Source organism: Pseudoalteromonas sp. TP27, from assembly GCF_056470645.1.
Map to the genome: position 1 here is coordinate 40,786 of NZ_JARDAK010000014.1, position 26,580 is coordinate 67,365.

General features: G+C 36.6%; 22 protein-coding genes, 3 pseudogenes and 1 riboswitch. Of the genes and pseudogenes, 12 read left to right on the forward strand and 13 right to left on the reverse strand.

Annotated elements, in window-relative coordinates:
• Nucleotides 1–212: 212 nt before the first annotated feature.
• Complete coding sequence (locus tag PX700_RS15400; RefSeq protein ID WP_479521168.1) at nt 213–491, reverse strand: hypothetical protein; 279 nt, start codon at nt 489–491, stop codon at nt 213–215.
• A gap of 281 nt (nt 492–772) precedes the next feature.
• Here PX700_RS15400 and PX700_RS15405 point away from each other — a divergent pair.
• A pseudogene (locus tag PX700_RS15405) lies at nt 773–1,129 on the forward strand (peroxiredoxin family protein); the annotation flags it as partial.
• Nucleotides 1,130–1,597: 468 nt separating this feature from the next.
• Nucleotides 1,598–1,707: riboswitch (yybP-ykoY riboswitch) on the forward strand.
• 83 nt (nt 1,708–1,790) lie between these two features.
• Complete coding sequence (locus PX700_RS15410; protein WP_165728421.1) at nt 1,791–2,348, forward strand: TMEM165/GDT1 family protein; 558 nt, start codon at nt 1,791–1,793, stop codon at nt 2,346–2,348.
• Between the two features lie 61 nt (nt 2,349–2,409).
• On the opposite strand, the gene PX700_RS15415 is transcribed toward PX700_RS15410, so the two are convergent.
• The 3 genes from PX700_RS15415 to PX700_RS15425 form a co-directional block, all read right to left on the reverse strand.
• Nucleotides 2,410–2,934: a DUF6436 domain-containing protein gene (locus tag PX700_RS15415; RefSeq protein WP_415637182.1), complete on the reverse strand. Its 525-nt coding sequence runs from the start codon at nt 2,932–2,934 to the stop codon at nt 2,410–2,412.
• Nucleotides 2,918–4,384: a methyl-accepting chemotaxis protein gene (locus PX700_RS15420; RefSeq protein WP_479521169.1), complete on the reverse strand. Its 1,467-nt coding sequence runs from the start codon at nt 4,382–4,384 to the stop codon at nt 2,918–2,920. Before PX700_RS15420 ends, PX700_RS15415 begins: the two co-directional genes overlap by 17 nt.
• Nucleotides 4,385–4,512: 128 nt before the next feature.
• Nucleotides 4,513–5,064, reverse strand: coding sequence for a hydrolase (locus PX700_RS15425; RefSeq protein ID WP_479521170.1), 552 nt, complete (start codon nt 5,062–5,064; stop codon nt 4,513–4,515).
• Nucleotides 5,065–5,250: 186 nt separating this feature from the next.
• Between PX700_RS15425 and PX700_RS15430 the strand changes: the two genes are divergently transcribed.
• Nucleotides 5,251–9,759 carry an EAL domain-containing protein gene (locus PX700_RS15430; protein ID WP_479521171.1) on the forward strand — a complete coding sequence of 1,503 codons (4,509 nt, stop codon included), beginning with the start codon at nt 5,251–5,253 and terminating at the stop codon, nt 9,757–9,759.
• A 47-nt stretch (nt 9,760–9,806) separates the two neighbouring features.
• Here the strand turns inward: PX700_RS15430 and PX700_RS15435 are convergent, their stop codons facing one another.
• Nucleotides 9,807–10,700 (reverse strand): cation diffusion facilitator family transporter, encoded by an 894-nt coding sequence (locus tag PX700_RS15435; protein WP_415637186.1) that lies wholly within the window; start codon nt 10,698–10,700, stop codon nt 9,807–9,809.
• 220 nt (nt 10,701–10,920) lie between these two features.
• Between PX700_RS15435 and PX700_RS15440 the strand changes: the two genes are divergently transcribed.
• Nucleotides 10,921–12,372 (forward strand): sensor domain-containing diguanylate cyclase, encoded by a 1,452-nt coding sequence (locus PX700_RS15440; RefSeq protein ID WP_479521172.1) that lies wholly within the window; start codon nt 10,921–10,923, stop codon nt 12,370–12,372.
• A gap of 135 nt (nt 12,373–12,507) precedes the next feature.
• On the opposite strand, the pseudogene PX700_RS15445 reads toward PX700_RS15440, so the two are convergent.
• Nucleotides 12,508–13,537: pseudogene (locus tag PX700_RS15445) on the reverse strand (IS630 family transposase).
• 64 nt (nt 13,538–13,601) lie between these two features.
• Between PX700_RS15445 and PX700_RS15450 the strand changes: the two are divergent.
• Nucleotides 13,602–14,228 carry an SPFH domain-containing protein gene (locus tag PX700_RS15450; RefSeq protein WP_479521173.1) on the forward strand — a complete coding sequence of 209 codons (627 nt, stop codon included), beginning with the start codon at nt 13,602–13,604 and terminating at the stop codon, nt 14,226–14,228.
• Nucleotides 14,229–14,249: 21 nt separating this feature from the next.
• Entirely contained in the window at nt 14,250–14,705 is a 456-nt protein-coding gene (locus PX700_RS15455; protein ID WP_165742026.1) for an NfeD family protein, read from the forward strand.
• Between the two features lie 34 nt (nt 14,706–14,739).
• Here PX700_RS15455 and PX700_RS15460 read toward each other — a convergent pair whose 3' ends face one another.
• Nucleotides 14,740–14,964 (reverse strand): SMP-30/gluconolactonase/LRE family protein, encoded by a 225-nt coding sequence (locus PX700_RS15460; protein ID WP_415637190.1) that lies wholly within the window; start codon nt 14,962–14,964, stop codon nt 14,740–14,742.
• A 38-nt stretch (nt 14,965–15,002) separates the two neighbouring features.
• Complete coding sequence (locus tag PX700_RS15465) at nt 15,003–15,548, reverse strand: SMP-30/gluconolactonase/LRE family protein (protein WP_479521174.1); 546 nt, start codon at nt 15,546–15,548, stop codon at nt 15,003–15,005.
• 475 nt (nt 15,549–16,023) lie between these two features.
• Between PX700_RS15465 and PX700_RS15470 the strand changes: the two are divergent.
• Nucleotides 16,024–16,158: pseudogene (locus PX700_RS15470) on the forward strand (DUF6363 domain-containing protein); the annotation flags it as partial.
• 9 nt (nt 16,159–16,167) lie between these two features.
• On the opposite strand, the gene PX700_RS15475 reads toward PX700_RS15470, so the two are convergent.
• Genes PX700_RS15475 through PX700_RS15485 form a run of 3 tightly spaced genes read right to left on the reverse strand, consistent with a single transcriptional unit; the run spans nt 16,168 to nt 18,289 of the window.
• Complete coding sequence (locus tag PX700_RS15475; RefSeq protein ID WP_415637192.1) at nt 16,168–16,413, reverse strand: hypothetical protein; 246 nt, start codon at nt 16,411–16,413, stop codon at nt 16,168–16,170.
• Entirely contained in the window at nt 16,410–18,005 is a 1,596-nt protein-coding gene (locus PX700_RS15480) for a PepSY-associated TM helix domain-containing protein (protein WP_479521175.1), read from the reverse strand. The genes PX700_RS15475 and PX700_RS15480 overlap by 4 nt, the downstream gene beginning before the upstream one ends.
• Nucleotides 18,002–18,289 carry a hypothetical protein gene (locus PX700_RS15485; RefSeq protein ID WP_197120138.1) on the reverse strand — a complete coding sequence of 96 codons (288 nt, stop codon included), beginning with the start codon at nt 18,287–18,289 and terminating at the stop codon, nt 18,002–18,004. The genes PX700_RS15480 and PX700_RS15485 overlap by 4 nt, the downstream gene beginning before the upstream one ends.
• A gap of 236 nt (nt 18,290–18,525) precedes the next feature.
• On the opposite strand from PX700_RS15485, the gene PX700_RS15490 reads away from it, so the two are divergent.
• From PX700_RS15490 to PX700_RS15505, 4 genes are all read left to right on the forward strand, one after another.
• Nucleotides 18,526–19,296: an undecaprenyl-diphosphate phosphatase gene (locus tag PX700_RS15490; RefSeq protein WP_479521176.1), complete on the forward strand. Its 771-nt coding sequence runs from the start codon at nt 18,526–18,528 to the stop codon at nt 19,294–19,296.
• Nucleotides 19,297–19,305: 9 nt separating this feature from the next.
• Complete coding sequence (locus PX700_RS15495; RefSeq protein WP_479521177.1) at nt 19,306–19,527, forward strand: penicillin-binding protein; 222 nt, start codon at nt 19,306–19,308, stop codon at nt 19,525–19,527.
• A gap of 222 nt (nt 19,528–19,749) precedes the next feature.
• Nucleotides 19,750–21,765 carry a GAF domain-containing hybrid sensor histidine kinase/response regulator gene (locus tag PX700_RS15500; protein WP_479521178.1) on the forward strand — a complete coding sequence of 672 codons (2,016 nt, stop codon included), beginning with the start codon at nt 19,750–19,752 and terminating at the stop codon, nt 21,763–21,765.
• A gap of 92 nt (nt 21,766–21,857) precedes the next feature.
• Complete coding sequence (locus PX700_RS15505; protein WP_479521179.1) at nt 21,858–23,417, forward strand: hypothetical protein; 1,560 nt, start codon at nt 21,858–21,860, stop codon at nt 23,415–23,417.
• 136 nt (nt 23,418–23,553) lie between these two features.
• On the opposite strand, the gene ahpF is transcribed toward PX700_RS15505, so the two are convergent.
• Together ahpF and ahpC are read right to left on the reverse strand one after the other, a co-directional pair.
• The gene (gene ahpF / locus PX700_RS15510; RefSeq protein ID WP_479521180.1) at nt 23,554–25,128 is read right to left on the reverse strand and encodes an alkyl hydroperoxide reductase subunit F; all 1,575 of its coding nucleotides are present in this window, start codon (nt 25,126–25,128) and stop codon (nt 23,554–23,556) included.
• Nucleotides 25,129–25,282: 154 nt separating this feature from the next.
• Nucleotides 25,283–25,852 (reverse strand): alkyl hydroperoxide reductase subunit C, encoded by a 570-nt coding sequence (gene ahpC / locus PX700_RS15515; RefSeq protein ID WP_008134426.1) that lies wholly within the window; start codon nt 25,850–25,852, stop codon nt 25,283–25,285.
• A gap of 279 nt (nt 25,853–26,131) precedes the next feature.
• Here ahpC and PX700_RS15520 point away from each other — a divergent pair, with 279 nt between their 5' ends.
• On the forward strand, nt 26,132–26,551 hold the full coding sequence (locus PX700_RS15520) for a DUF3429 domain-containing protein (RefSeq protein WP_479521181.1): 420 nt from the start codon (nt 26,132–26,134) through the stop codon (nt 26,549–26,551).
• Nucleotides 26,552–26,580 lie beyond the last annotated feature (29 nt).

The window sequence follows — 26,580 nt, forward strand, 5'->3', positions numbered from 1 at the left end:
ATCCTGTACTCAGACCTTATAACCATAAACTATATACTTATGACCTCATTGCTAAGCACTTCGCCCTTTAAATAAAGCATTTCTATCGTAAACCATATTTTATTTATTAAATTATTTCTCTAACTTCTTTCAATTACAATGGGCTAAAGCTTTGATAGACCGAACGTTGCGTAAGCGTCTGGTAAAACGCACCTGCTAATGAGTAGTCAAAACTATTGAGCTATCTCTGAATTAAAGCAGAATAAAGTAGCAAAGAACCCTGTGTTTCTTAAGAGTGCAATGGCAATTAGCTCTTTATAGTCGTTGTGGGCGATAAGTACACTTTTTACAACACCTACATCGTTAATTTCAACAGTTTTAATCATTGTGATAGCACTTTTGGTATTATCCACCATTGCAATGTTTATACCAACTCCAATAAATAGCTGATCTATTTTACTTGCTAAAACAACCCATTTCTTTGTTGTAAATTTCGCAAAGGGAACAACCATTTACATCAATTTACGCCTAGAACTGAATTATTTTTTCGGCGTAAAATTTAGATCACATACTTAATGGAATTGGTATTACTTTTTTCCTTGCTACAGCAAAAACACCTATTGGCGGTATTAAAATCGCGGTAGGTGATGATCTTTTAGCCTTTAAACTGAAAATTTTGACTCTAGCTCATTGGCAGGTAAGCGTACATTATTGAAGTTTTACCGTGGCTCATGGTGCCCTATTGTTCGGCAGAACTGGTTATGTTTGAGGCGCTTAAACCAAACTAGATGAATATAACATTCAAATAGTTGGTATTTTTAACGATACCATTGCACAGCAAAAAGAGCATAAAATACGAGATAATATTAGCCACACTTTGGTGGCAGATCCTGAACTAAATATCATCCGACAATACGGCGTTGAACATCACAAAGCATTAGGTGCAACGTCGAAAAATCTGATTAGTATTTTTGGTATATCAATGCCCCTGCCTTGGAAAATGAAATATAAACCGATGTCTATTCCAACGTCGATATTAATTAATGAGAACGGCAAGATTCTATGGATTGATCAATCGAAGGATTATCGTTTACGTGTAAGTGAAGATGCGGTAATGGGAGCGGTAACCGCTAATTTTACCAAAGATTAATAAGACCGACGAAAACAAATCGCAACGCTCTGCACCTAAAGTCATTGCTATTGGGATAGAGAATACCTAGGATCTTACATGGCCTTTATCCGACTTTAAATAATAACCTTGGTGATCCTATGGTGTAGGTAGTGGTGCTAAATTACTTGAATTTATCACCACAGAACTTATGCCTATGGTTGAAAGAAAACACAAGGTTTATGATTATCGTGTTTTCTTCGGGGCATAAACTTTAGGCATTTTCTCTGTGTGCACCCTTTGCAAAAAAATACCTAAATTAATCAATGCGTATTAGCTTACAGACATCAAAGTTGTTAAATATTTACCTTATACATAATAATTTTTGAATGCCTGCCTATTTCTATCTCCTGACTATTGGCCAATTACCAAAGCTAAATTTATTGTTCTTAAATAAATTAACTATGTTCTATTCTTAATATTTACCGCTTAAAAATTTTGTGGAATAATGCCCGCCTCTTAGGGGAGTAGCCCGCTCAGTAATGAGTAAACTTATCAACATAATTGCACCTCAGTGCATGGTAAGTTTGTAATGTTGTAATGTTGTAGCAAGCGTTATCGGCGAGACCTAGGTAGACACTATCCTCATGGCGGGAGATAGTTGTTTGCCTTGGTTTAGTATTCCCGCCTGTAAGAATCAATAATGGAAGTTTTTTTAACCTCAACCGTCACTGTCACACTTGCCGAGATAGGCGATAAAACTCAGCTTTTATCACTCCTATTAGCAGCCCGTTTTCGTAATAAAAGCGCGCTTATTCTTGGTATTTTAGCCGCAACCTTACTCAATCATGGTTTATCAGCGTGGTTTGGTCAGTGGTTAAGTAATAGTTTTTCTTCTGAGTATTTACCTTGGCTTGTAAACATCAGCTTTATTGTTGTTGGCCTTTGGCTATTAGTTCCAGACAAAGACGAAGCTGTAAGTAGTAAATACGATAGCTACGGGGCTTTTTTAGTCGCTTTTGTATTATTTTTTATTGCAGAAATTGGTGATAAAACACAAATAGCGACGGTGTTATTAGGCGCGCAATATCAGTCTGTGTTTTGGGTCACGGTAGGAACCACATTAGGTATGCTAATTGCTAACGTGCCTGTCATATACGCTGGTAATGCGTTACTAAAAAGAATATCTCTAAACACCGTACGTGCTATTGCTGCTTGTGTGTTTGTGTCATTAGGTATTTATGGCTTAGTTACAATTTAATCAATATTAAAGCTCGCAACTGTTGATTTAAATGCGAGCTTTAGTTTTTCTTGCACGTTATTTATGCATTATTTACACAGTAACATCCCTTGGTTTGTGTAATTAAGAGGTTTGAGTTAAAACCTGCGGCTAAATTAGTGACCACAGTTTCAACAAAACCACTTCCCTGAGCACACGCTAATCCTTCAGAGAGCGGCCCAGCATAAACAAACTCACCGTTTTTATTAATAATAACGGCGGCAGGCGTTGCCGGAATAACCTGTTTAAGCTTTGGTGTTAATTCAACTTGTACAACCTTCATAGCTTTATTAGCAGCAAAAGAGGTTAACGATGAAATATGCGGCTTAGCCTGTATAGTACACCCGCAGTTTTTTTCTGTTATGAGTACTAACGACGGCTCACCAGTGTCATCCCAATCCAATTGTTTTTTAAAGTTACTAAACCACTGCTTTTGCAATAAAATATTTGAGTTATCAAATGGTTTGAGCTGCTCTAATTGAAAATAAATTAATCCTGCAACAACGCAAATTAGCCATACAGATATAAGCGAAAATACGAAAGTGTTAGATTTATTTAAACTTGGCAATGCTTTGCTCTAGTACATCTATACTTACATCAATTAGCTGCACTTTAGCGGTTAACTGCTGCACTATTTGCGTATCTTGGTATTGATTTTGTCGCATAGTATCGGTACTACTGGCTATTAACTCAGTATTACCTGCTTGCTCAGCTACCACTTGTGCAACTGAGTCAGAGCTTGAAGACACAGCGGCTATTTGCTCGCTCATTGCTGAAATATTCTCTTTCATTGCGGTACTGATACTTGTTAAATCAACTACAAAATTTACACACTGACTCATTGATTGCGTTGATGTTTTACTATTGTTAACGAGATCTCTGAGTGTTAAACCAATCTTGTCTGTTGTCGCTTTACTATGATTTGCAAGTGATCTCACCTCATCAGCAACAACAGCAAAACCTCGTCCATGCTCACCTGCGCGAGCGGCTTCAATAGCTGCATTTAAAGCAAGCAAATTTGTTTGCTCAGCGATACCCGATATTTCATTAAGAAGACCAGAAATAACCCCCCCAGCTGCAACTAAATGACTTATTTGCTCTTCTGTATGGTTAAGTAACGTTAATAATTCTCTACTTTTCGAATCTGTTTGATGAACATCTTCTAATGCATTACTGACAGTTTTAGTAATATGGTCGACTTGACTCTTAAGCGCTTCACTTTCTTCTTCAACAAGCTTAAAGCCATGTGCAACTTGTGAGCCTGAATTTGCTATATCATCCGTTTGCTGTGTACGATGCACAGCTCCATCTGCAAGCTGGTCATGAACTTCGATAAGCTCTCGCGAGTTTTTTTGCAGTGATTCTGATTGCGCTTGAACTTGCTTAATAACATCAGATATATAGTCTAGCAATGTATTAAATCCAACCACCGCATCGCTTTTAGTATCATCAGCACGTAGGGAAAGTTTAATATTTTCAGGGTCTTCCATTATTTGCTCTGTCGCATAACTTAATGACAAGCCTGCACGGCGCTCGCGTTGCAATGTTTTAGCTATATAACCTGCAACTAGCACTTCAACAATCGCATATCCTGCATGTATAAGTACTGTAGTAAAAGCAAGCCTATCAGGGTCAAATACGTAGAAACCTGTATTTTGAGTTTGAAGATAATAAAAAGATAAATGATGAACAGCAACAAATATAATTGCAGTTATAAAAACACGCCACTGTACAAACATTATAAGTACAGCCATTAAAATGAATATCTCAAAGTGGACTTCTATTAGCCCGAATGTTTGTTGGATGTGCAAAAAGGAGAACATCATAATAGCAGCTGCAACTACGTGTGCGGTTACAGCGTTGTCTGGATGCGTTCTGAGTAACCAAATTGGGAGTAAGCAAAGTGGCAAGCCAATAATAAAAGCTTGAATTAACGTACCAAAATACAGGCCAACACCAATAGACTCAATAAATAAAAGGCTAAAAATAATGGTAAACAACCGAGCGACACTAGACATAAAACCCTTAAATATATTGTAGGTTACTAAACACACAGCATTATACGTAATAAAACTTAAACTGGAGCACTTATTATTTGAATCTAAGTAATAAAACTTCAAACAATTGAAGACAGACTCAAATAGGCTTACTTTATTATAGGTAATATTTTTTTAAACGTTGGTGTTGCAGCCTGTTTTGTCCACTGAAAAATAACAATTTCAGCACATGAAATTACAGCCCCAGCTTGTCGTAACTGATCAATTGCTAGCTTTTTATGTTCAGGATTTCGAGAGCCTATAGCATCTTGGATAATAATGACCTCGAAACCACTTTGAATTAAATCTAAGCATGTTTGCAACACACATACATGTGCTTCAGTCCCTACAACTACAATTTGTTTTTTTCCATAGATTTTTAATTGTTCTAAAAACCCAGGCTCTGCGCATGCACTAAAATGAGTTTTATGAAAATACGCGGCATCGGGCAATATATTTTTGATTTGCTGATTCGTTTCGCCTAAGCCCTTCACATATTGCTCTGTTATTAAGGCTGGTATATCGTGAATAATAGCAGCATGCGATAACTGCAACGTACTTTTTAAAATATTCTGAAAATCTTTAATTGCAGGGGCGAGCAACTCTTGTAAGTCTACAATTAATAACATGCTATTTTTTACATCAATATTAGATAAAACCACTATACTCTCCTCATAAGTAGTAACTGTTATCTTTATAGATTAGCTCATATCTTTATATATTAGCTCACTATTTGAAAATAAAATCTTTAACTGAACGTATATTATTTGTAATTCAAAAATAAAAACTTATGCTATATTTACTATCTAGCTAAGTACCAATCTATCTACCCCTGAGAGTGTTTATAAGTGCGTTTGAGTAAATTTTTTTATCATATTATCATTATTTTTTTACTATGCATTCAAAGCACTTTTGCATCACAAAACTATGCTCAGCAATTACAACGTATTTCTACTGATGAAGGCCTCTCGCAAAGCTACGTTTTGCAATCACAAGAAGATGAAATTGGCTACATATGGATAGCAACCCAACAGGGTTTAAATCGCTTTGACGGATATCAAGTCAAAACCTTTGATGGTGGCTTTGGGTTAGATAAACACTATATTTATGCTTTATTTAAAGCCGAAGATGGAAATATCATAGTTTCAACCAATCTTTCCGGTGCATATATAATAGACCCCCTCACTTTAAAAACTGAAAAAATCTATTCTGGTCAAATAGATAAAGAAGAAAAAATGTTTTCTCCAATCTCCGCAATGACCCAAAAACAAGATACTTTTTACCTCGCCATAGATGATCAAATATATACATTTGATGAGACGAGTAAACGCTTCACATTTAAGCTAGCTCTGCCAAATAAAGGTGACTACATTAGAGCATTAACGATATATAAAAATACTTTATATATTGGTACAAATAATGGATTATACACTGCAAATATAGATAGTTCAGAACTTGTAAAAATACCTCTTCATCCCCCAGAAAAAAATACGTTAGATAATGTAAACGTAAAATTTTTAAGTGTTGATAGTGAATTAGGACTACTTGTTGGCACTGTTGAAGGCATGTATCAATTAGCATTTGATAATAACAAAAATATATCTGCAGTAAATATCACAACGCTAATTCCTGATTATAATATATGGGATTATGCCAATACTGTTTACGGCGAGTTTGTTGCAACAGAAAGTGGATTATTTAGTTACCACCGCGAAACCAAAGAGTTAGAGTTCATATTAAATTATGAAAAAAGTAAGTTTAATATTAATGAAAACTCAATCAACGATCTAATGATTGATAAGTCTGGCGTGCTTTGGCTCGCATCTAGAACCCAAGGCGTGTTTACCTGGCCAATTAAAACCCAACGGTTTAAACACATCTCCTTACCTGGCAACAACACTATTCATGCAACCTATCAAGACAATAATAATATTATATGGTTAGGAACCGAAGATGGAATTGCACGCTTCGATAAAACAACAAACAAAAGCGATATATATTTAAGTTCTACCGACCCAAAAGCGATATATGGGGCTTCTGCGGTATACGATATATTTGCTTCTTCAATAGGTGATAATCAATTCCTTTGGCTTGTTACTTATAACGGATTTGAACTTTTTGATAAGCAAACTGGTAAAATTATTGAGAATAAAGACACAGATAATAATGTAATTAACCAACCCAATTTATTTGGTTTTGCTCAATTAGCCGCAGACAAATATGCATTTATGTCTGATGATAACTTTTATGTTTTTAATGAAACAACCGGAAAAACAAGAATTATTAAAGGGCTTAAAGAACAAGTCGATCCTTTATTTTCTTACGCCTTTTATAAACCCCTTAAAACTAACCCTGACGAATTTTCACTTGGTACATCAAAAAGCTTCCTTAGGTACAACGAAAAAACTCAAAAATTAACAACTATATTTCAGTCATTTAACCCTAAAAAAGATATTTTTTACACGGTAGAAAATTTTTACTTAGACTCAAAGCGAAATATTTTATGGTTAGCAACCACCCAAGAAGGTTTACTTGGTGTTGACCCAATTACTTATGAAAGAAAGCACTATATAGGATTAAAAAATTCATTTAATACTGATTCTATTTATTCATTACTTCCTGATGAAAACGGTTTTTTATGGGTAAGTACCGACAATGGTTTGTATCAAATAAACCTAGATACACTCAATGTAATGAGTTATTCAGTAAAAGACGGTTTAAATATAAATCAATTTACACCGATAGCAGCAGCAACATTAAGCGATGGTCGTCTTATATTTGGTGGTAATGCAGGAGCACTACTTTTTGACCCTTTAGACTTTAACGAAAAAGAACAACTTAAAAAAAGTAACCTAGCTATTACTGATATCAGTCTTTTTACTAAAGAACTCAATTATTACCCTAATAAATACCTTAGCGAACCGCTTGATCTCGATTATGAAGACATGGGATTGACCGTTAGCTTTTCTAACTTTTCTTACCCTAATGTTGATAAAGCATATTATAAAGTAATTCTTTCAGGTCCTACATCCCTTACATACGAAGACTTACAATCTAACCAAGTGTTTTTTACAAAGCTTCAACCTGGCAATTACTCACTAAAAATATCAGCGCATAATCGTGATGGTATTGTTACAAGCGAACCGACTACGCTTAATATCAATGTAGCCTACGCGCCATGGAAGTCGCCCTTTGCTATTGCCGCTTATATAGTTTTAATACTTGGGGTTTTGTTTTTTATTTTTTGGCAGTATCGAAGCCGCCAAGTTGCTATTGAACAGGCACATAGAGCCACTATCCATTCGCAAAAACAAACCGAGCTAGCCCTTAAAAACAATAAAAGTGGAGTGTGGGATTATCGCTTTAAAGATAACTCTGTAAATACACTCAGAGGAATTGAACTTGGTTATTCAGATTTACCTGAACGTGTACATATAAAACAATTTTTAGCACTTATACACCCCGATGATCAACGCCACTTTGAAAGTCAGTGGGTAAACTATTTCAAATACAAAAAGCATCAAAACTGGCAAGCAACTTATCGCTTACAGCACAAAGATGGGCATTGGCTGTGGTATCAAGATACAGGGCAAGTTATATATGATCCTCAAACAAATGAGCCGTTATATGTTTCTGGCATATATACCAATATCACCGAGCAACGGGCTAATGAGCAACAAGCAAAAATTTTAGGTGAAGCGTTTAGTCAAATAAACGACTGGTTACTTATACTCGATGAACATTTAATGCCATTTTCAGCAAATAACAGTTTCATTGAAACATTTTCAAATGAACAAGCTGTGACTAAAATTAGTCCGAAGTTATTTATTAAGGCCATTGGTAAAAATAAATGTAGAGAGTTTGCTCATATTCTAAAAAAATTAAAACCGACAGACAACTGGCAAAATGATACTTATATAAAAACAACAAAGAATAACGAACATCCTATTCATATAAGTACGACTGCCGTTGCTAAAGATACATCGGTAGTAAGTTACTATGTTGTTGTTATTACGGATTTAACCGAGCAAAAGCGTGCGGAAGACGAGCTGCGCTACCTAGCCAATTTCGATCCTCTGACGCATCTACCAAATCGTAGTTTAATGTATCAAAACATCGAAAAAGCGATTAGATATGCCGATGAAAATAATACACAATGTGCATTATTATTTATTGATTTAGATAAATTTAAACCTGTTAATGACTCTTTTGGTCACGCAGTGGGTGATAAACTGCTGTGTAATATTACCCAAAGAGTAAGCGGTATGCTTTGCGAAAATGCCAAACTTGGCCGCCAAAGTGGTGATGAATTTTTAGTGCTCATTCAAAATATAGAATCGCTGCAATCTCTTCGCAATACAGTAAAGAAAATTAGCAATGAATTAGCTAATAAAGTCATTATTGAAGACTTCTCTATTAATATTTCAGCCAGCATTGGCGTCGCTTTATATCCATTCGATGCTGTAACCACCGATATACTCATTCGTAATGCCGATATTGCGATGATGCACGCTAAACAAGACGGGAGAAACGACTTTAAGTTTTTTAGCGATGAAATGAATGAGCTGATAAAACAAAAGCTACTTCTTGAAAATGATTTAAAAGATGCAGTTAAAGACAACCGATTTTTTAATCACTATCAACCTATTATCGATATAGAAGAAAAAACAATAAATGGTGTTGAGTTACTTATGCGCTGGGAGAATAAAGGTCAGTTAGTATCGCCAGCTCTCTTTATTCCTGTAGCAGAGGAAACCGGTTTAATAGAACTCCTTACTGAGCAAGCCTTGCACCGAGCACTTATTGAACTTGCCCCTATACTCAACGAAAACCCATTGTTTTATATATCTTTAAACTTATCGCCTAAGCATATTTTAAAAACAAATATAACGCAGCGATTGCTGTACATATTAGCTGAATCTCAAGTACACCCAAAACAGTTAAGGCTTGAAATAACAGAGAGCATTTTATTAGAAGATAAACTTAAAGCAGCCAAACAACTACAAAACTTAAAAGCGGCTGGGTTTAAATTATTACTTGACGACTTTGGTACGGGCTACTCATCACTCACCTATTTGAGCCAATTCCCTATTAATGTTATTAAAATAGATCAAAGCTTTGTAAATAGTATTGGTGTAGATAAAGGGGATGAGTCGATTATTAAAACCATTTTTTCGCTAGCAAAAAACTTAGATCTTTACTGCATTGCAGAAGGAGTGGAAACACGCGAACAGGTGGCATTTTTAGCTGAAGTTGGGTGCAATGTATTGCAGGGTTATTACTTTGCGAGACCAATGAATGCTAAAGACCTACGCAAAAGCGATTGTTTTAGCAATATCATTGATTTGAAGCGTTAAAAGCGTGCCTATCAACTCTGCACGCTTTTAATAGTAACTAACTTGTATTAATGGATGTGATGGCATTCGTGGCTTTCTATTTGTAATACACTATTGTGTACATTAAATTTTTCAGCTAGAAGTTGCTCGACCTTCAAACGACATGCTTCATCATGTTTTTCAATCGTACAATGCTGTTTAAGTACGACGTGCGCTCCTACTACAACACCGTTGTATTTACGCGTTACTGTGACGTTGTGAACATTGTGAACATGCTCCATATCTGTAATTACACTTTCAATATCAGTAACCTTAGGGAGTTTTGCTTTATTTAAACGCAAACCTTTTATACAACGAATAATAACCTTAATACCGGTGAATAATACGAAAGAAGCGATTAACATGCTCGATAAAATATCGATAACAACCCAGCCCGTAAAATATATAAGAATGCCGGCAACAAATGTCGATACGGTTGAAATTAAATCAAAGAATGAATGTAAAAATACCGCGTAAACATTAATACTCGCTTTACGGCCTTTATATAAAACCCATGCAGCTGCACCATGAAACAAAAAGCCAATTGCCGCAATAACCGACATCAAATAACTATTAATAGCCAGCTCATTGCCTTCATGTTGATGAATAAACCGTTCACCACCTTCGTATAAAATAATTAAGCTGATTGCTAAGTATAAAAAGCCATTTATTAGCCCACCTATGAGTTCAGCTCGTTGATGACCATCGTTGTAGGTTTTAGCAAAGTGGATAGCCAGACTTGACGCAATGAGCGCAATAAACAACGAACTATTGTGGACAAACAAATGCCCAGCATCAGCAAGTACAGCAAGCGAATTAGAATAATAAGCACCTATTACCTGAATTACCATAAATGAACACGTAATTGCTAGCGCAATAAGTAACCGACGACGCGAGGCTTGATGTGTAGTGATTTCTGTCATGAAATGCTTGAATAACCTATACTTAAAATGCAAATAAGCCAATGATGGCTTAGAGTAGAAATGGGTAATGATATACAGTATCAATTATAATACGTACAGCCATCAAACGCACTAAAAACTTAGTAAATCCAAAAAAATGTGCTAATAGTTAGTAAGTGAGAACAATAAAAATACAAATACAAAAGTAACAAAATTATAGCTTAAGTACATGGAGAGTTGAGTGAGTAAAAACCTAACAGATGAAACGTGGCAAAATATGGAATTACTGCCATTTTGCGTTTTACTCTATAATAGCAATACGAATATATTTAAAGTTAATAGCCAAGGGCTGAGTTTATTTGGCTTAAAAGAGAATACACATTTTAAAAAAGCTGATTTTTCACATATTACGTTAACCAATCATCACAGTAAAAAAGAGCTGTTAATCGAGGAGCTATTCTTTGACTATTTTACCGCGAATAATCAATGCCAGTTTGTTCTGTCAAAACCAACGTCCAAATTACTACTCAATGTAAAATTTGCAAAATTACTTAACTCAAACTCAATCATCATTATCGATATATTAAATAATAATGTAGATGAACAATATGATTTTGGTAACATTATTTCGAACATTTCAACTGACTTAATTGATATTCAAAATGATGATGTTGATAAGCATATCAATTATGCATTAAAAGCAGTCGGCACCGTTTGCCACGCAGATCGAAGTTACCTTTTTAAGTTCGCTGAAGATGGTAAAACCATCAATAATACTCACGAATGGGTCAATGGCAATATACAACCATTTAAGGACGACTTACAGGATCTTCCAAAAGACGATCTCCCTTACTTTTTTAGTTCAATGGTTAGTACTCACTTATTCAGAGTTAACGATGTAACGTCGTTACCTATTCAGGCAATGAGTGAAAAAACAATTTTTCAGCAACAAAAAATAAAATCGGTACTTTGCATTGGTTTACGTTATGACAAAGAACTGGTTGGCTTTATAGGCTGTGATTGCGTTGTTAAAAAACGAAACTGGACTGATTTAGACCTTATTCGCCTAAGGTTAGTAGGTGAAATGCTTGCTAATGCTTTCAAAAATTTAAATTACAAGCATGAACTTCAACAGACTCAGCAGCAACTCATTAATGCCAACCAAAAACTCAATAAACAAGTCAATACTGATGGCCTTACAAACATCGCCAATCGACGCTGTTTTGATCACACTTTAAAATGTGAAATTAAGCGCTGTGCACGTAATAAAGAGCCTATTAGTTTAATAATGTGTGATATTGATTTTTTTAAGCGTTATAACGACAACTACGGACATCAGCTAGGCGATGAAGTACTAAAACGAGTAGCCAAAGCGCTGCACAATTTGTGTAAACGAGAAGGTGATCTAGCAGCTCGTTTCGGTGGTGAAGAGTTTACGATAGTTTTACCCACAATCGATACAGAACATTGTCAAAGGTTTGCAGCTCTAATTCAGGAAAAAATTTCAGAACTCGCAATTGAACATAACTTTTCAATTGTCAGTAAATACCTCACTTTAAGCATTGGGTTTTATAGCTTTATACCCAGTCAAAAAACAACACCTAAAGAAGTAATAACTAACGCCGACATAGCCCTTTATAACGCAAAAGAAACAGGCAGGAATAAAATAGCCAGTTTTGAGAAAACCAACTAAGTCGGAGCGCTGCAGTGAGTTTTAGTGGTTAAAAGTCGGCTGTAGTGATAATCTATACACGCTGAAATTATAAACAATACAACCACTCAGCGTTTAATTATTACAAGGAATGTTTAATACCAATCTGCATAAAGATTAAGTCAATTTGATCCAGTCTCTAGAGCATATGCTTTTAACCGTATCAGGAACAGAAATGAATTTTTTCCACGCTTGCGAAACCTGTTCAACTATTCCTTCATAGCCACTAAACACACGATTAGATAGACAGTGTTGCCGTATCCAACTCCATACTTGCTCTATTGGATTTAACTCCGGGGAGTAAGGCGGAAGTTTTATTAGCGTGACATTATTGAATGGTTGTACAGTATCAATAGTATGCCAACCAGCGCCATCAACGATCACGACCGCATGACGTCCTGCCTCCGTGGCTTTTGATATTAATTCCATGTGTTGCGCCATGACGTCTTTATTGACGATAGGGCTGAACAGCGCTTCTGCTTTACCATTACTTGGGAACACTGCACCAAATAAGTATCCATACTCAAACTGCTGTTGCTTTGTTGCGCGAGGCTTCGAGCCTGTTTCAGCCCATAAGCGTGTTGTTTGATTTTGTTGTCCAAACCGTGCTTCATCTTGAAACCAAACATCAATGCGCTCTAAAGGGAGATGTCCTGGGGTGTGAAGGATCGTTTCCACTTGGGACTTTTTTAAAAGCCTCTTGGCTTTCATTTGACTGCTTTGGGTGCTTAGAACGGCTTGTGACCCAGCTAAACCCACGCTTCTGAGCAGTTTTTAAATATGAACGGTGTGATATCTAATGTTGAACTGGTCATAAATATACTGAGCAATATCTTTCCCCATTAGTCTGCCTCCTTCTGAAGAACTTGCTGAGTGTTTTACATAATCTGACAGTGTATTTAGTTGTTGTGAGGTTAATTTAGCAGGACGACCTTTAATCGGTTTGTTGTTCAAGCTAGCAACGCCATTGTTAAGGTAGCTTGAAACCGATTTATTGACACTGGCGCGCTGTATTTAGGCGCTTAGCAATATTCGTTCTGTTTTCACCCTCAAAGAATAATGAAACAGCAAGCAGGCGTATGCGTTTTCTTGCATTAGGCTCTTTACGTGATAAAGCTAAAAGTTGCTTGGATTTTTCTAAGTTCAATTTAGTAAAAGTAGATAAGTATCAGTGTGCTAATTAGATCACATAATTTGGCAGATTGGTATAAATGGACCCAGTCACACAAATTCTCGACATGATTTTTACTGTTGAGGCTTTTTTACTTGTTTTTGTCATCGTGCTTTTGAAAAGTAGCGTTAAATTTGTACCACAAAACCGCGCCTGGTTAATCGAACGATTTGGTAAATACCAATCTACTAAAGAAGCCGGCCTTAACTTTATTATTCCATTTATTGATAGGATCTCGGCTGATCGTAACTTAAAAGAACAAGCGCAAATGAAAGCTGAGCGTGTTAAACGTGCTCAAATTTTAGAATCAGAAGGTGACCGCCAAGCAAATATCAACGTTGCTGAAGGTAAAAAGCAAGCACAAGTACTTGCTGCAGAAGCCGATAAAGCCGAGCAAATTTTACGCGCTGAGGGTGAAGCAACTGCAATTACAACTATTGCTGAAGCACAAGCAAATGCACTTATTAAAGTTGGTGAAGCTGCAGATACCGAGCAAGGTCAAAAAGCAATTCAGCTAGACTTAGCAACTAAAGCAATTGCAGCTAAAGAAGCGATTGCTCGTGAGTCATCAATAGTATTACTGCCAGATAACGCAACAGATGCAAGCTCAATGGTTGCCCAAGGTATGGCAATTATTAATAGTTTAAATAAAAAGAATTTGGGTTAATAACTAAATAAAGAGGTTTGTATGGATTTTATTACGCAAAATTTACCGCAAACACTTATGGTACTTGGTATTGTTGCTTTAATAATAGAAGTAGCAGTACTTGGCCTTTCTACATTTATTTTGTTGTTTTTTGGATTATCGTTATTCCTCACAGGGTTATTAATGAGTTTTGGTATTTTACCCGACTCATTAACCACCGCCCTTTGGAGTAATGCAATTGTAACAGCAGGTTTGGCCGTTGTACTTTGGAAACCATTAAAACAAATGCAAAATCGCGTAGATAAGAAGCAAGTAAATAGTGATTTTGCTGAACTTACTTTTGTACTTACTAGCGATGTAACAGAACAAGGTTTAACTACACATCAATATTCTGGTATTAGCTGGAAGCTTAAAAGTGAGCAACCAATTGGCGCTGGTACTGAGGTTTTAGTAACCAAAAAAGAAGTGGGTGTTATGTGGGTTACGCCTAAAAGCTAATCATCACTTTAAAAAAAACACTGTAAATTGTAAGTTACAGTAAAACGGGCGGCTCAAACTGCCCGTTTTTTATATCTGATATTTGAAATACAGCACCTTGTTCGCTAACAGCATTATTAATCGCTTCATCAAATGCCGATGTCACAAGTAACCATTCAGCATTTTCACCACCGAAGGCGGTGCATGTCGGTTTTATTGCACAAAGCTTTATTGTTTTAATTAGCTCACCGCCTGGGGATAAACATATAACACATCCCATTCCCCACACAGCTAGCCACAAATTACCTAATTGGTCGGTTACGCATCCATCGGGACAACATCAGTATTATTAAATTGATAAAAAACACGTGGCTCAGAGCAAGGTTCGCCAGTTTGCTCATCCAAATCTAATACATAAATACAACTCGTGAAAGAGAGGCAGTAATAAGCGCGTAAACGTGCCTTATCAAAACACAATCCATTTGGGATACTCATGCCACTCACAACCGCTTTAAGCTGGCGTTTATAATAACGGTATATTTTACCATCACCTTTTTTAGCATTTACATCCATTGTACTAAACCAAAAACCACCCCATGGATCGGCGCGGCCATCGTTTGAACGCCTGTTTAACAGTGTATTTTCAATATTGAGGATAAGATGGCGAGTGTTTGAATTAATATGATATTTATATAAACCAATACTTTTACAGAGTAACAAGTGCTGCTCATCAATCCACGCTATTGCACTGAGCGTATCAGGCATATTAACTATTTTTAGTTGGCTTTCGTTGTGTGTCTTTTTACTTAAAAGTAGTTTTTTATTTATGTCGACCCAAAAAAAGTATTCAGCATAGGGTGCCAAAGAGGACTTTCTGCAAGCTGATTCTGTGTGCTTTCAAAAATGGTTACGCTAGGATCAAACATAAATAATTATTCTTTATTATTAACAAAGCCTTGTAACCCAAACCTTACCAGAAAACAGTTGATTTCGCGATGTGTACCTGGCTTTAATTTATCAACATGCCCTAGGGCGTGTTGATCTTTGGTGGGTGAATTTGCAGCAGTATGTTTGGTTTTTAGGCAAGGCGGAGCCTATGTAGTGTGGTTATTCCCCATGAATAGGCGATAACGCAGCATAAATACCAAACATGCGCTGCCCTTTGGGTTCTTTCTAGGGACGATTAACTCTTTGTTGCCTACATGGATGTCGGTAAGGGGCGTGAGCAGGACGCGGAAGCTTTGCTCGGTTTTTACTTAGCCCACTAGGTTACAAACCTCGCGCCGCGATTTAATCGCCCCTAGATTGAACAAATTTCGATCCACAAAGATCAACACGCCCTAGTGACTGCAAAATCAATATTATTGCACCACCGGCTAATTTTAAAGTTGGCCGTACCACTAAAAAGTTTGAAATACTCAATAGTGGTTACAACATGGGAATTGATGCTGCTAAAACCTTTTTAGCTAAATAGCGGTATTCTTTACTCTAATAATTGCGGTGCTTTACCCGCAATAACTGCCGTTAGTAAACCCGCTAACATGCCCCCCACAACGGTGCATATTGCACCGCCTAAAATACCATAAACACCTATAAAGCATATCAGTGCTAAACCAAATAACGGCGCACTTAAAAGTATTTTGGTTGGTATTGCGAGTGTATTTTTTCGTATGTTAATCATCATTAATAATAAACTCACCATGGCAATCATAATTAGTAGCTCGTTCATACGGGTTGTACCTCAACTTGTAATTTTTGTGTGTTTTTTATTTTTAAGGCAACAAACATACACATAACACCCACCACCATAAAGCTTATATCTACTACCGCAACAAGCGCGCTATTAAAGTTAATAACATTGCTCACTCCAAATATAATGTTAAGCGGCAGCACTACAGCAAGCGAAGCGCCGCATAGTAAAAGAGTCAGCTTAAAATATTTTTTATAATCCATAGGCAATGCACTTAAAAGTAACCATCCCAACCACGTATAAAAAAACACGGGTCCAAAAAAGCTATTTTGCGCCACGCCAACAACAGTGTAATTAAGTACAACTTGCAGAGGGAAAAGTACAAAGCTTGCTAATACCAAGCCTCCACAACTGCCAATAATAAAACGATTCCAGCGTGCATAGGCCTGCATGCTAAGCGATGGGCTACTGCCACGCGTACGCTTTGTGAGCCACATCATCATGCCCGAAATAGGTAAAAGCGCAGTACTTAAGCCAAGTAATACCCAAAGCAGTTTTACAAACACTCCTGCAAAGTTCCCAAAGTGCAGCGGAAACATCAACTCAATTACTTTTATCGAAACACCTGAAATATCACCAAAACTACTCATCGACTGTACAAACTCACCATTGCCCTGATAATGCAGCAACTGAGAAGCAACAGCCTCGCCACCTAACAAACGCAAATATACCTGCGCGTTCGCATCGTTATGCGCCATTATGGTTACATCTCTAATTATTGCTTGAGGGTAACGACTATGAGCATGCTCTAAAATAGTGTCTATTTTTGTAGGCTGCTTAATGTGGCTAACTACAGGCTCAGGAATGGCGGTAAACGTTTCTATTAACTTATCTTGATCGCCACCAAAGCTCACAAACGCTGCTGCTGGTAGTAAAATAATGGTCGCGAGCCCTAAAAATGATCCTGTAAAACCAATCAAAATATTAAATACGCTGCCCCAAATACCTATAACCTTATGTGCATCGCTTACTGCAATATCTAACCCTTTATCTCGCCTAAACGTAAAGAGCTCTTTTATCAATTTGCGATGAATAAACAAGCCTGTCACTGCACTTACTAAAAGCGTTAAACCTAAAAACCCAGTGAGTATTAACCCAATTGGTCGTCCTAAATGCAAATCTGCATGAAACTCACCTATATAAGTTGGCGCATCCGTTTTTTTATTAGCGTAAAACTCTTTACTAGGCCCATAATAAGTATTTTCCAGCGCCAACGTATCCGGATGAAACTGGAATACTCTAGCCACCTCTTGGTCGTAATTTTCATCGCCATGGTGAGATTCAAATACCAACGTTAATAAATGAAAGTTATGCCCACTGGGTAAAAACACATGAATGTTTTCGCCAAATTCACTAGGCACCTGTTTATGGTATTCATTTACTAATCGGTTAATTTGAGCGCTAGCAACGTGTTGGCTAGATTGTAGTTCTGGATTAGCCCATATTTTTAACTCAGGGCGCGACAGCACCGCTAATGCCCCACTAAATGCGACAATAAATAGCAGCACAGCAGTAATAATTCCTACCCAGCTATGTAATAAAAATAGCTTTTTTAAAGTAATCGACTTCATCCCTGCCCCTGCGTTAACGCCCAAAAACTCAATAAACCATGTGATACACACAATGCAATCATTACTACAAAAGGTTGCCATACTTTTTGCGCCAAATACGCATAAATAAACAACGCAGTCCAAATAACAGGAAAGAGTAAAATAGGCAGTAATATTTGTTCATTCATTTGAAACGGTAAATAGGTTGTCATACCCGGAATCATTATTACCGCAGTAACTAACGCTAATACACACGCAATTAAGTGCCTTCGCCGTGTAGCTGTAAAGGTTTTTTTATTATTCATTATTCGCTCATTAAATTTGCCCAAACATATACAAAACAGCACATGCAAATGATAACAATTGCCATTATATTGTGCATTTAATGCTTAATGCAATTTATTAAACAAATTAAGTCTAAAAACACTGTTGGTTTGCCTTAAGAGCTTTTATGCTACGCCTCGCAATTTAGGTACGCAGTAATGCGTCATTTCAGTTAAGCCGAGTTCGGGCTTTTTAATTTTTCAGGAAGCAGTAAACCGTGGATATAATTAACGCGATTATTTTAGGTATTATTGAAGGTATAACAGAATTTTTACCCATATCATCAACTGGGCACTTAATTGTAGCGTCAAAGTGGTTAGGCATTGAATCAACAGACGCTAACCTCGCCTTCGAAGTAATTATCCAGCTTGCCGCCATTTTAGCGGTACTTGCCAATTATAAAGACAAGTTCAGCCCTAAACACTTCAATTTATGGGTTAAAGTTGCCATTGCATTTATTCCCTTGGGTATTATTGGCTTTATATTTAGCGATGTAATAAAAACACTGTTTAGCGTACCAGTAGTCGGTGTTATGTTTATTGTAGGCGGTGTGATTTTTTTACTATTAGAGCGCAGTTATAAAGAAGCTAACTGCACAACTACCGATGTAACCCAAGTTACTTATAAACAAGCTCTTTGGATTGGCGTAGCACAAGTATTTGCGTTAATTCCGGGGACTAGTCGTGCTGGGAGCTCTATTGTTGGTGCCATGTTATGTGGCTTAAATCGAAAAGCCAGCGCTGAATTTTCATTTTTACTTGGTTTACCTGTACTTGCAGCAGCCTCAGGGTACGACTTACTTAAACATTACCAACTGTTTAGCTTAGATGACCTAACTGCACTTGCTGTGGGTTTTATTACCTCTTTTGTTGTTGCCTATTTTACTATTAAACTGTTTATTCGATTTTTAGAAAACTTCACTTTTGTAAGTTTTGGTATTTATCGAATCGTATTTGGTGTTATTTTATTAACTATAGCCTACACATAAGAGAACATTATGAGCGAAAAAATAAACGAAGAAGCACTCCACGCCCTAAAAATAGCTTTTACTTACATGCCTAAAGCTATTGAAGTTACAAAGTACGAATATGGCGAACGTTACCAAACAGTGCTTAATCACATAGAAGCTGTACGCGAAACATTGCTTATTAACGATGTAGATCCAGAAGAAGTGGGCGGTGATATCAACCCGCAATATACCCCAAATTCAACGTATTAAAAGTATGCCGCTGAGTATTATATACTTGGCGGTATCGCGTTCTATACTACTATTAATAAACCACTAACTTAGTTCATAAAAACATAAGGTTATAAAATTTAATACATATCAATTTTAGTTATTACTTATTAAAACTGCTAAACTGAATTTTAAACTAATCACAACGCCTTAACTGGCTTATGTATTATATATATTGAACAAAAGCTTACGGGGTGTTTTCTTTTGAATTTTTTACGACGTTTTCATGATATAGTTTCGAATCAATCGCTTGATTTTGAAAGTAAAATTAATAAGCTCTTAGTGTTTGGGTTAGAAGTATTTAACCTAGAGCTAGGTATTATTAGTAAAGTAGATGAAAACAGCTATACCGTTTTACATGCCATAACCCCCGACAACTCACTTTTGCCCGGTACTGTGTTTGATTTACAAGGCACCTATTGCGTACATACGCTCGCTGCAGGCTCTGCACTTGCCTTTCATAAAGCATCTCAAAGCGCAATTGCAAACCACCCCTGTTATATCAATTTTCAGTTAGAGTCTTATATCGGCGCGCCAATAAAAATTGGCGAAAAAATATTTGGTACCGTTAACTTTTCATCTGCAAAAGACTCCCTCGCTTTTAATGATGACTCATACGACTACATAGAACTTCTTGCACAATGGCTAGGCTCAGAATTTGCTCGCACCCAAACTAAAGAACAATTAATAAAAAATAGTAATACACTACTAAAGTTAGAAAGCGTTGCAAATATAGGCACTTGGGAAGTTGATCTAATCTCCGATAAAATTACCTGGAGTGAACAAACCTATCTCATATATGAAGTGGGTGAACAATTTCAACCGCAAATGAATTCTGCAATCGAGTTTTATAAAGAAGGCCCAAGTCGTGAAGGCATAACACGCGCGGTAGAATTAGCCATAGAAAAAGGCAAAAAATGGAATCTAGAACTAGAAGCAGTAACCGCTAAAAATAAACATCTATGGGTAGCTACTTTTGGTGAGGCCGAATTTGATGAAGGCCGATGTGTACGATTATTTGGCACCTGCCAAGATGTAACCGAATCAGTAATGCTCCGAGAAGAACTTAAACAAAAGCAAGCCCAAGCCGAGCGCTTACTTGAAGACAGAAGCATGCTATTTGCTAAAATCAGCCACGAATTAAGAACCCCTCTTAATGGCATTACAGGTATGCTAACTACATTAGTTGATGAACACAGTGAAGAAGTTCGCGCTGAAAAAATTAAAATAGGCCTTAGAAGCGCCGATATTTTACTTAGTATTATTAACGAAGTGCTCGATTTTTCTAAAATTAATCATGGTGAGCTAAAGCTAGAACCCACTGACTTTTTATTAAAAACAATTTTTACCGATTTAACGTCTTTGTATACACCTCTATTTAAAAACACGCATGTAACGCTGCAAGTAAATAATACAATTGATGATAACTGCTGGGCGTTTAGCGATAACACACGCCTTAGCCAGATTACTTCTAACTTACTGAGTAATGCGCTTAAATTTACTGAAAATGGTTCAGTTACACTAAACACCAGCCTTTCTAAAGTAAAAGCTAAGCTAATTTTAAATATTGAAGTGTCTGATACTGGCCGAGGAATGAGTAAAGGTTTTTTAGAATCACTGTTTTCTCCTTTTTCTCAAGAAATCGACGCTAAAAACTCAAAAGGTGGCGCAGGCCTTGGGCTTGCAATAGTAAAAGAACTTGTTGAATATATGGGCGGTACAATAAAGGTAAACAGTGCACCTAATAAAGGCACTTCGTTTTTAGTAAATATTCCTATTGAACAAGGGACAGAACAAAAACAAGAAAGCCTTAAATCAACGTTAGATATCAATGGCAGTGAACTATCAGTACTTGTAGTTGATGATAACGATATTAATAGGTTGGTGCTTCATGCTTCTTTAGGCAAACTTAATATTAAAGCCGACTCAGCAGTAGATGGCCAAGATGCAGTATTAAAATGTCGCCAAAAGCATTATGACCTTATTTTTATGGACTGTATAATGCCCATACTCGATGGATTTGAGGCAACAAAGCAGCTCAGATCAGAAAACATCTGCTCGCATGAAAAAACCTACATAGTGGCCATAACTGCTAATACTTCATCACAAGACAAACTTGCCTGCAAACAAGCAGGTATGGATATGTTTATATCAAAACCATTTAAAATGCACTCATTAGAAATTGCGATTGCATCGGCCGCTAAACGGCTAGATTTTTAAACTTATTGACCTTTATATACTTACGAGTGAATAAAAACTAATATAATTAAAGTGTTTATCTCGAATAATTTGAATCATAAGGAAAGCGAAGTATGATCTTCGGTAGTGAAAAAAATAATAGAGAAGAAATTGGCTTAATTTGGGAAAGACTTGTTCCGATCGAACGAAAAAACACCGAATTCGATAAGAAATTTATAGCTCTAGATGAAAAACTAGATTTACTAGAAGCAAAAGCTAAACAACCAAGTGAAAGCCAAAAAGATGCTCAAACAGCATCAAGATCAGCAATCGCTTACAGGTCAAATATAAAGAAAATAAAAGAAGAAATTGAAAAATATGCCGATTCAATTAAAGCGATACATACCTCCGTATCGAGCTCCAAGACAAGTATTGAAGAGAACTTGGAGTTAGTTACTAACTCTCAAGATAAATCCATTGAATTATTACATAAGATTCAAAGTATTGAATCTGAAACTGAAGAATTAAAGTCATCTTTACAAGCTAATGTAGACATACTTGTAACAACTGTTGATGAGCACAGTGATTTACCGACAAAATTAGTTAATGCTCTTGAAAGTATTGATGAGTTAGAAGGCATTGAAACTAAAGCTCAAGGCATTCTCAAAAATATTGCATCTCATCACAGTAAAATAAAAGAATTAAGGCAAGAGATTTTAGGGTATGACACAGAAAGTGATACTGGTGAAATAGAGCATATTGAAGGACTTAAAGATGAACTTGAAATCTCATTTAATGAGTTGAAAAAGAACTATTCAGATTTCAATCAAGAACTAATTGATTATAAACAAGTCAAAACAGAGCAATTTGAATCACTTGTTAGTAAATCAGAAAAAGATATTGAAGAATTACGAGATAAATATGACATTTCTCACAAGGAACAACTTAGCAACCATAATAATCAACATAATGAAGTTTATAATAGGATAATTAAGTTATTACCTGATGCACTAACTGCAGGTTTAAGTAGTGCTTATGATGAAAAAACATTATCGGAAAAAACCGAAATGGAAAATCATAAAAAAACTTTTACAAATGCTATCCGTAGCCTTGTCGCTATTTCTTTAGTTCCTTTTGCTGTTGATCTTTATTTACTGATTGGCCTAAATAAAGATCTATTAGCCGTTTTGTCAGATACTCCAAAAATTATATTATCAATTTTACCACTATATCTACCTGTTTTATGGATAGCTTATTCAGCCAACAAAAAAGCAAACCTTTCCAAAAGGTTAATCGAAGAATACACACACAAAGGAGTTTTAAGTAAGACATTTGAAGGCTTATCAACCCAGATAGAAGAATTGAAAGACGGTGATCTATCTAATGAACTTCGTGTAAAGCTATTATTTAACATCCTTCATGTTAATGCAGAAAATCCAGGGAAACTAATTTCTGATTATAAAACGACTGACCACCCTATTATGGATGCACTTGATAAAAGTGTTAAATTAGGAAATGCGGTAGATAAATTAAAAAACATACCTGGTTTTTCAAATTTAATAACAAAACTAGATAAAGAAAGCCAAGATATATTAATAAAAACAGCAGGTAAAGTTGAGACAGGGCTACAAGCCAAAGATTCAATAATAGTAAAATCAGATGATCTAGATAGTCGTTCACCAGGTAGTGCTTAAGAAACATGTATTTAAAGAACTTTATAAATTAAAAAAGCCGCCTTTGGAGAAGGGCGGCTTGGGTTAACAAACAGCTATGGGTGTAGCCTTGCTGTTATATCAAGAGAGTTTTTACTAAATTTTTTATTAAATAATGTTAAGCAGCGCTTTGATCAGCGTCTTCAGAGTGACGAATTAAATAATCAAATGCGCCTAAGCTTGCTGTTGCACCACTGCCCATTGCAATAATAATTTGTTTAAACGGAGTATTGGTTGCATCCCCCGCGCCATAAATGCCTGGTAATGACGTCGCGCCTTTAGCATCAATCAGTATTTCACCAAATTTGCTTAATTCAAGGTCGCTGTCTTTTAACCATTCGGTATTAGGTATCAAACCTATTTGTACAAATATACCGTCAAGTTCAAGCTCTTTGCTCTCTCCCGACACTCTATCTGTGTACATTAAGCCTGTTACTTTTTTACCATTGCCTAATACTTCAGTTGTTTGTGCACTTTTGATAATCGTAATATTGGCCATGCTTTTAGCTTTACGAATAAGTACTTCATCTGCACGTAGTGTGTCTGCAAATTCAAGTACTGTAACGCTTTGTACAATATTAGCTAAATCAATTGCCGCTTCTATACCTGAATTACCACCGCCAATTACGGCAACAGGCTTACCTTTAAATAAAGGACCATCGCAATGTGGGCAATACGCCACACCATGGCCGCGATATTCTTGCTCCCCTGGTACGTTCATTTCACGCCAGCGTGCACCGGTTGCAAGTACGAGCGACTTAGCTTTAAGTACTGCGCCATTTTCAAGTGTGATTTCGTAGCCATTATTATAACCAAGTGCCGCTGCGCGCTGATTATGCATTACATCTACGTCGTATTCTTTAACGTGCTCTTCAAGCTGGGCAACCAATTTGGGACCTTCAGTCGCTTTAATCGAAATAAAGTTCTCTATTGCTAATGTATCTGCAACTTGTCCGCCAAATCGGTCGGCAACAATACCTGTATTTAACCCTTTTCGTGCTGAGTAAATAGCAGCTGATGCGCCCGCAGGCCCGCCACCAATTACAAGTACATCAAATTTATCTTTTTTGCTTAGCGACTCAGCTTGGCGCTGTGCCCCTTTGCTATCTACTTTATTAAGTATGTCGGTAAGACTCAGTGCACCTTGGCTAAATGGTTCGCCATTTAAATATACAGCCGGTACAGCTAAAATATTTCGCTCTTCTACTTCTGCTTGAAATAATGCGCCATCAATCATGGTCGCTTTAATATTGCTGTTTGTCGCTGCCATAGTATTAAGTGCTTGGACTACTTGCGGGCACGTTTGGCAACTTAAGCTTATATATACTTCAAAGTTGAGTTCTTGAGTAAGCGATTGTATTTGCTCAATGTCTTCACTTTTGGCTTTACTTGCGTGTCCGCCAGTATGTAAAAGCGCTAACACTAAACTTGTGAATTCGTGACCCATAGGTACGCCTGCAAACGTAATATGAGTATTTTTAATAGGTGAATGTACAACCATTGATGGGCGACGTGCGCTTGTATCAGGATTGCTTATTACAGTAAATTTATCGCTCAGTGAGGCTAAATCGTTCGCTAAGCTTTCTACTTCTGCTGATTTTTTGCTGTCATCCAAGGCAATAAGTAGCTCAACAGGTTGAGTAAGCGATTCGAAATGGCTTTTTAATTGATTTTTTATGTTGTTATCTAACATGGCTTAACCCTTTTAGGAAAATTTAAACAGCAAGCCTCCCATGCCAAATAATGCATGTGCTTAAACAAGTATTTTGATATAGGAGGCACCAACAAACGGATGTTCGTTGATTTAAGGGCAGTTACCTGCCCTTATAGTAGGAATAAATCTATACTTAGATTTTACCCACTAGGTCTAATGAAGGTGCAAGTGTGTCTTCACCTGGCTGCCAAGATGCAGGGCAAACTTCACCGTCGTGAGTTGCAATGTACTGTGCAGCTTGTACTTTACGAACAAGTTCTTTAGCGCTACGGCCAATACCTAAATCGTGAGTTTCGATAATTTTAATTTCGCCTTCTGGGTTCATTACAAATGTACCGCGAAGTGCTAAACCTTCTTCTTCAATCATTACACCAAAGCTGCGTGTAATACGACCAGTTGGGTCACCAATCATTGGGTAAGTAATTTTACCAATAGTGTCTGACGTGTCGTGCCATGCTTTATGAGTGAAGTGAGTATCGGTAGATACTGAATAAACTTCTACGCCCATTTCTTGAAGTTGTGCGTAATGATCTGCAACATCACCAAGTTCAGTTGGGCATACAAACGTAAAATCAGCTGGGTAAAAGAAGAAGATTGACCATTTACCTAGAACATCTTTTTCAGACAATTCTACAAAGTCACCGTTGTGGTAAGCGGTTGCATTGAATGGTTGTAATTTAGTATTGATTAATGAAGTGCTCATGGTATTTCCTCATCTATATTTAATGTATTTAAAAAGTAATCAACGCTCTCGTTTAAAACGACCTTCTGCGTTGGCTTGATTAGTACAATACGACCAATGGGAAATTAAATAAAATTGATTGTTTAGATTAAAGCAATCTATTTTTTGGATTGAACTATATAATCTCTTTTACCGTAAGCATTATTTGGATTGTAAAGTCTGGCGAATTATTAAGATCGCTAATCGCAATACTGCTACAATAGCCGCGCTTAAAAACGTTCAAACACAAGGCACACTGCTATGGAAAAATTTTTTAACCACATACAACTAGGTTACTTAGGCTTAATCCCGTTTTTAGGGTGTGTGGGTTGGCCGCTTATGTTTGGCAGTAATAGCCTTAACTTAGAGTTTTTTACTTTTTACAGTATCGCCATTTTAGCATTTATGTCAGGTAACTTGTGGCGCGCCGGAGAGCAAAGCTATAGCAATGCAATTAAAGCGGTATTACCTGTTATCCCAGTTCCATTTTTATCATTTTTACCTGTAGAGTGGGTACTGGCTTGGCTAGGAGCTAGTTTTTGGTTAGTACTTATATTCGAAAAAGCCACAGCGCAATGGCAAACCTACCATAAAGATTATCAAAAAATGCGTGTTGTACTTACCTCTGTTGTGTTTGTTTGTCATATCCTTACTATTGGTATGAGTATTTACCCTAAATAGTGACTGTAAACTTAAATATTGCGTGGTTA

Bases quoted from the DNA above. Each gene is read 5' to 3' on its own strand.
- PX700_RS15435 (WP_415637186.1), bottom strand. From the start codon at position 10,700: ATGACAGAAATCACTACACATCAAGCCTCGCGTCGTCGGTTACTTATT.
- ahpC (WP_008134426.1), bottom strand. From the start codon at position 25,852: ATGAGCACTTCATTAATCAATACTAAATTACAACCATTCAATGCAACC.
- PX700_RS15505 (WP_479521179.1), top strand. From the start codon at position 21,858: ATGATCTTCGGTAGTGAAAAAAATAATAGAGAAGAAATTGGCTTAATT.
- PX700_RS15450 (WP_479521173.1), top strand. From the start codon at position 13,602: ATGGACCCAGTCACACAAATTCTCGACATGATTTTTACTGTTGAGGCT.
- PX700_RS15475 (WP_415637192.1), bottom strand. From the start codon at position 16,413: ATGAACGAGCTACTAATTATGATTGCCATGGTGAGTTTATTATTAATG.
- PX700_RS15455 (WP_165742026.1), top strand. From the start codon at position 14,250: ATGGATTTTATTACGCAAAATTTACCGCAAACACTTATGGTACTTGGT.
- ahpF (WP_479521180.1), bottom strand. From the start codon at position 25,128: ATGTTAGATAACAACATAAAAAATCAATTAAAAAGCCATTTCGAATCG.
- PX700_RS15485 (WP_197120138.1), bottom strand. From the start codon at position 18,289: ATGAATAATAAAAAAACCTTTACAGCTACACGGCGAAGGCACTTAATT.
- PX700_RS15480 (WP_479521175.1), bottom strand. From the start codon at position 18,005: ATGAAGTCGATTACTTTAAAAAAGCTATTTTTATTACATAGCTGGGTA.
- PX700_RS15420 (WP_479521169.1), bottom strand. From the start codon at position 4,384: ATGTCTAGTGTCGCTCGGTTGTTTACCATTATTTTTAGCCTTTTATTT.
- PX700_RS15400 (WP_479521168.1), bottom strand. From the start codon at position 491: ATGGTTGTTCCCTTTGCGAAATTTACAACAAAGAAATGGGTTGTTTTA.
- PX700_RS15520 (WP_479521181.1), top strand. From the start codon at position 26,132: ATGGAAAAATTTTTTAACCACATACAACTAGGTTACTTAGGCTTAATC.
- PX700_RS15410 (WP_165728421.1), top strand. From the start codon at position 1,791: ATGGAAGTTTTTTTAACCTCAACCGTCACTGTCACACTTGCCGAGATA.
- PX700_RS15495 (WP_479521177.1), top strand. From the start codon at position 19,306: ATGAGCGAAAAAATAAACGAAGAAGCACTCCACGCCCTAAAAATAGCT.
- PX700_RS15460 (WP_415637190.1), bottom strand. From the start codon at position 14,964: ATGGGATGTGTTATATGTTTATCCCCAGGCGGTGAGCTAATTAAAACA.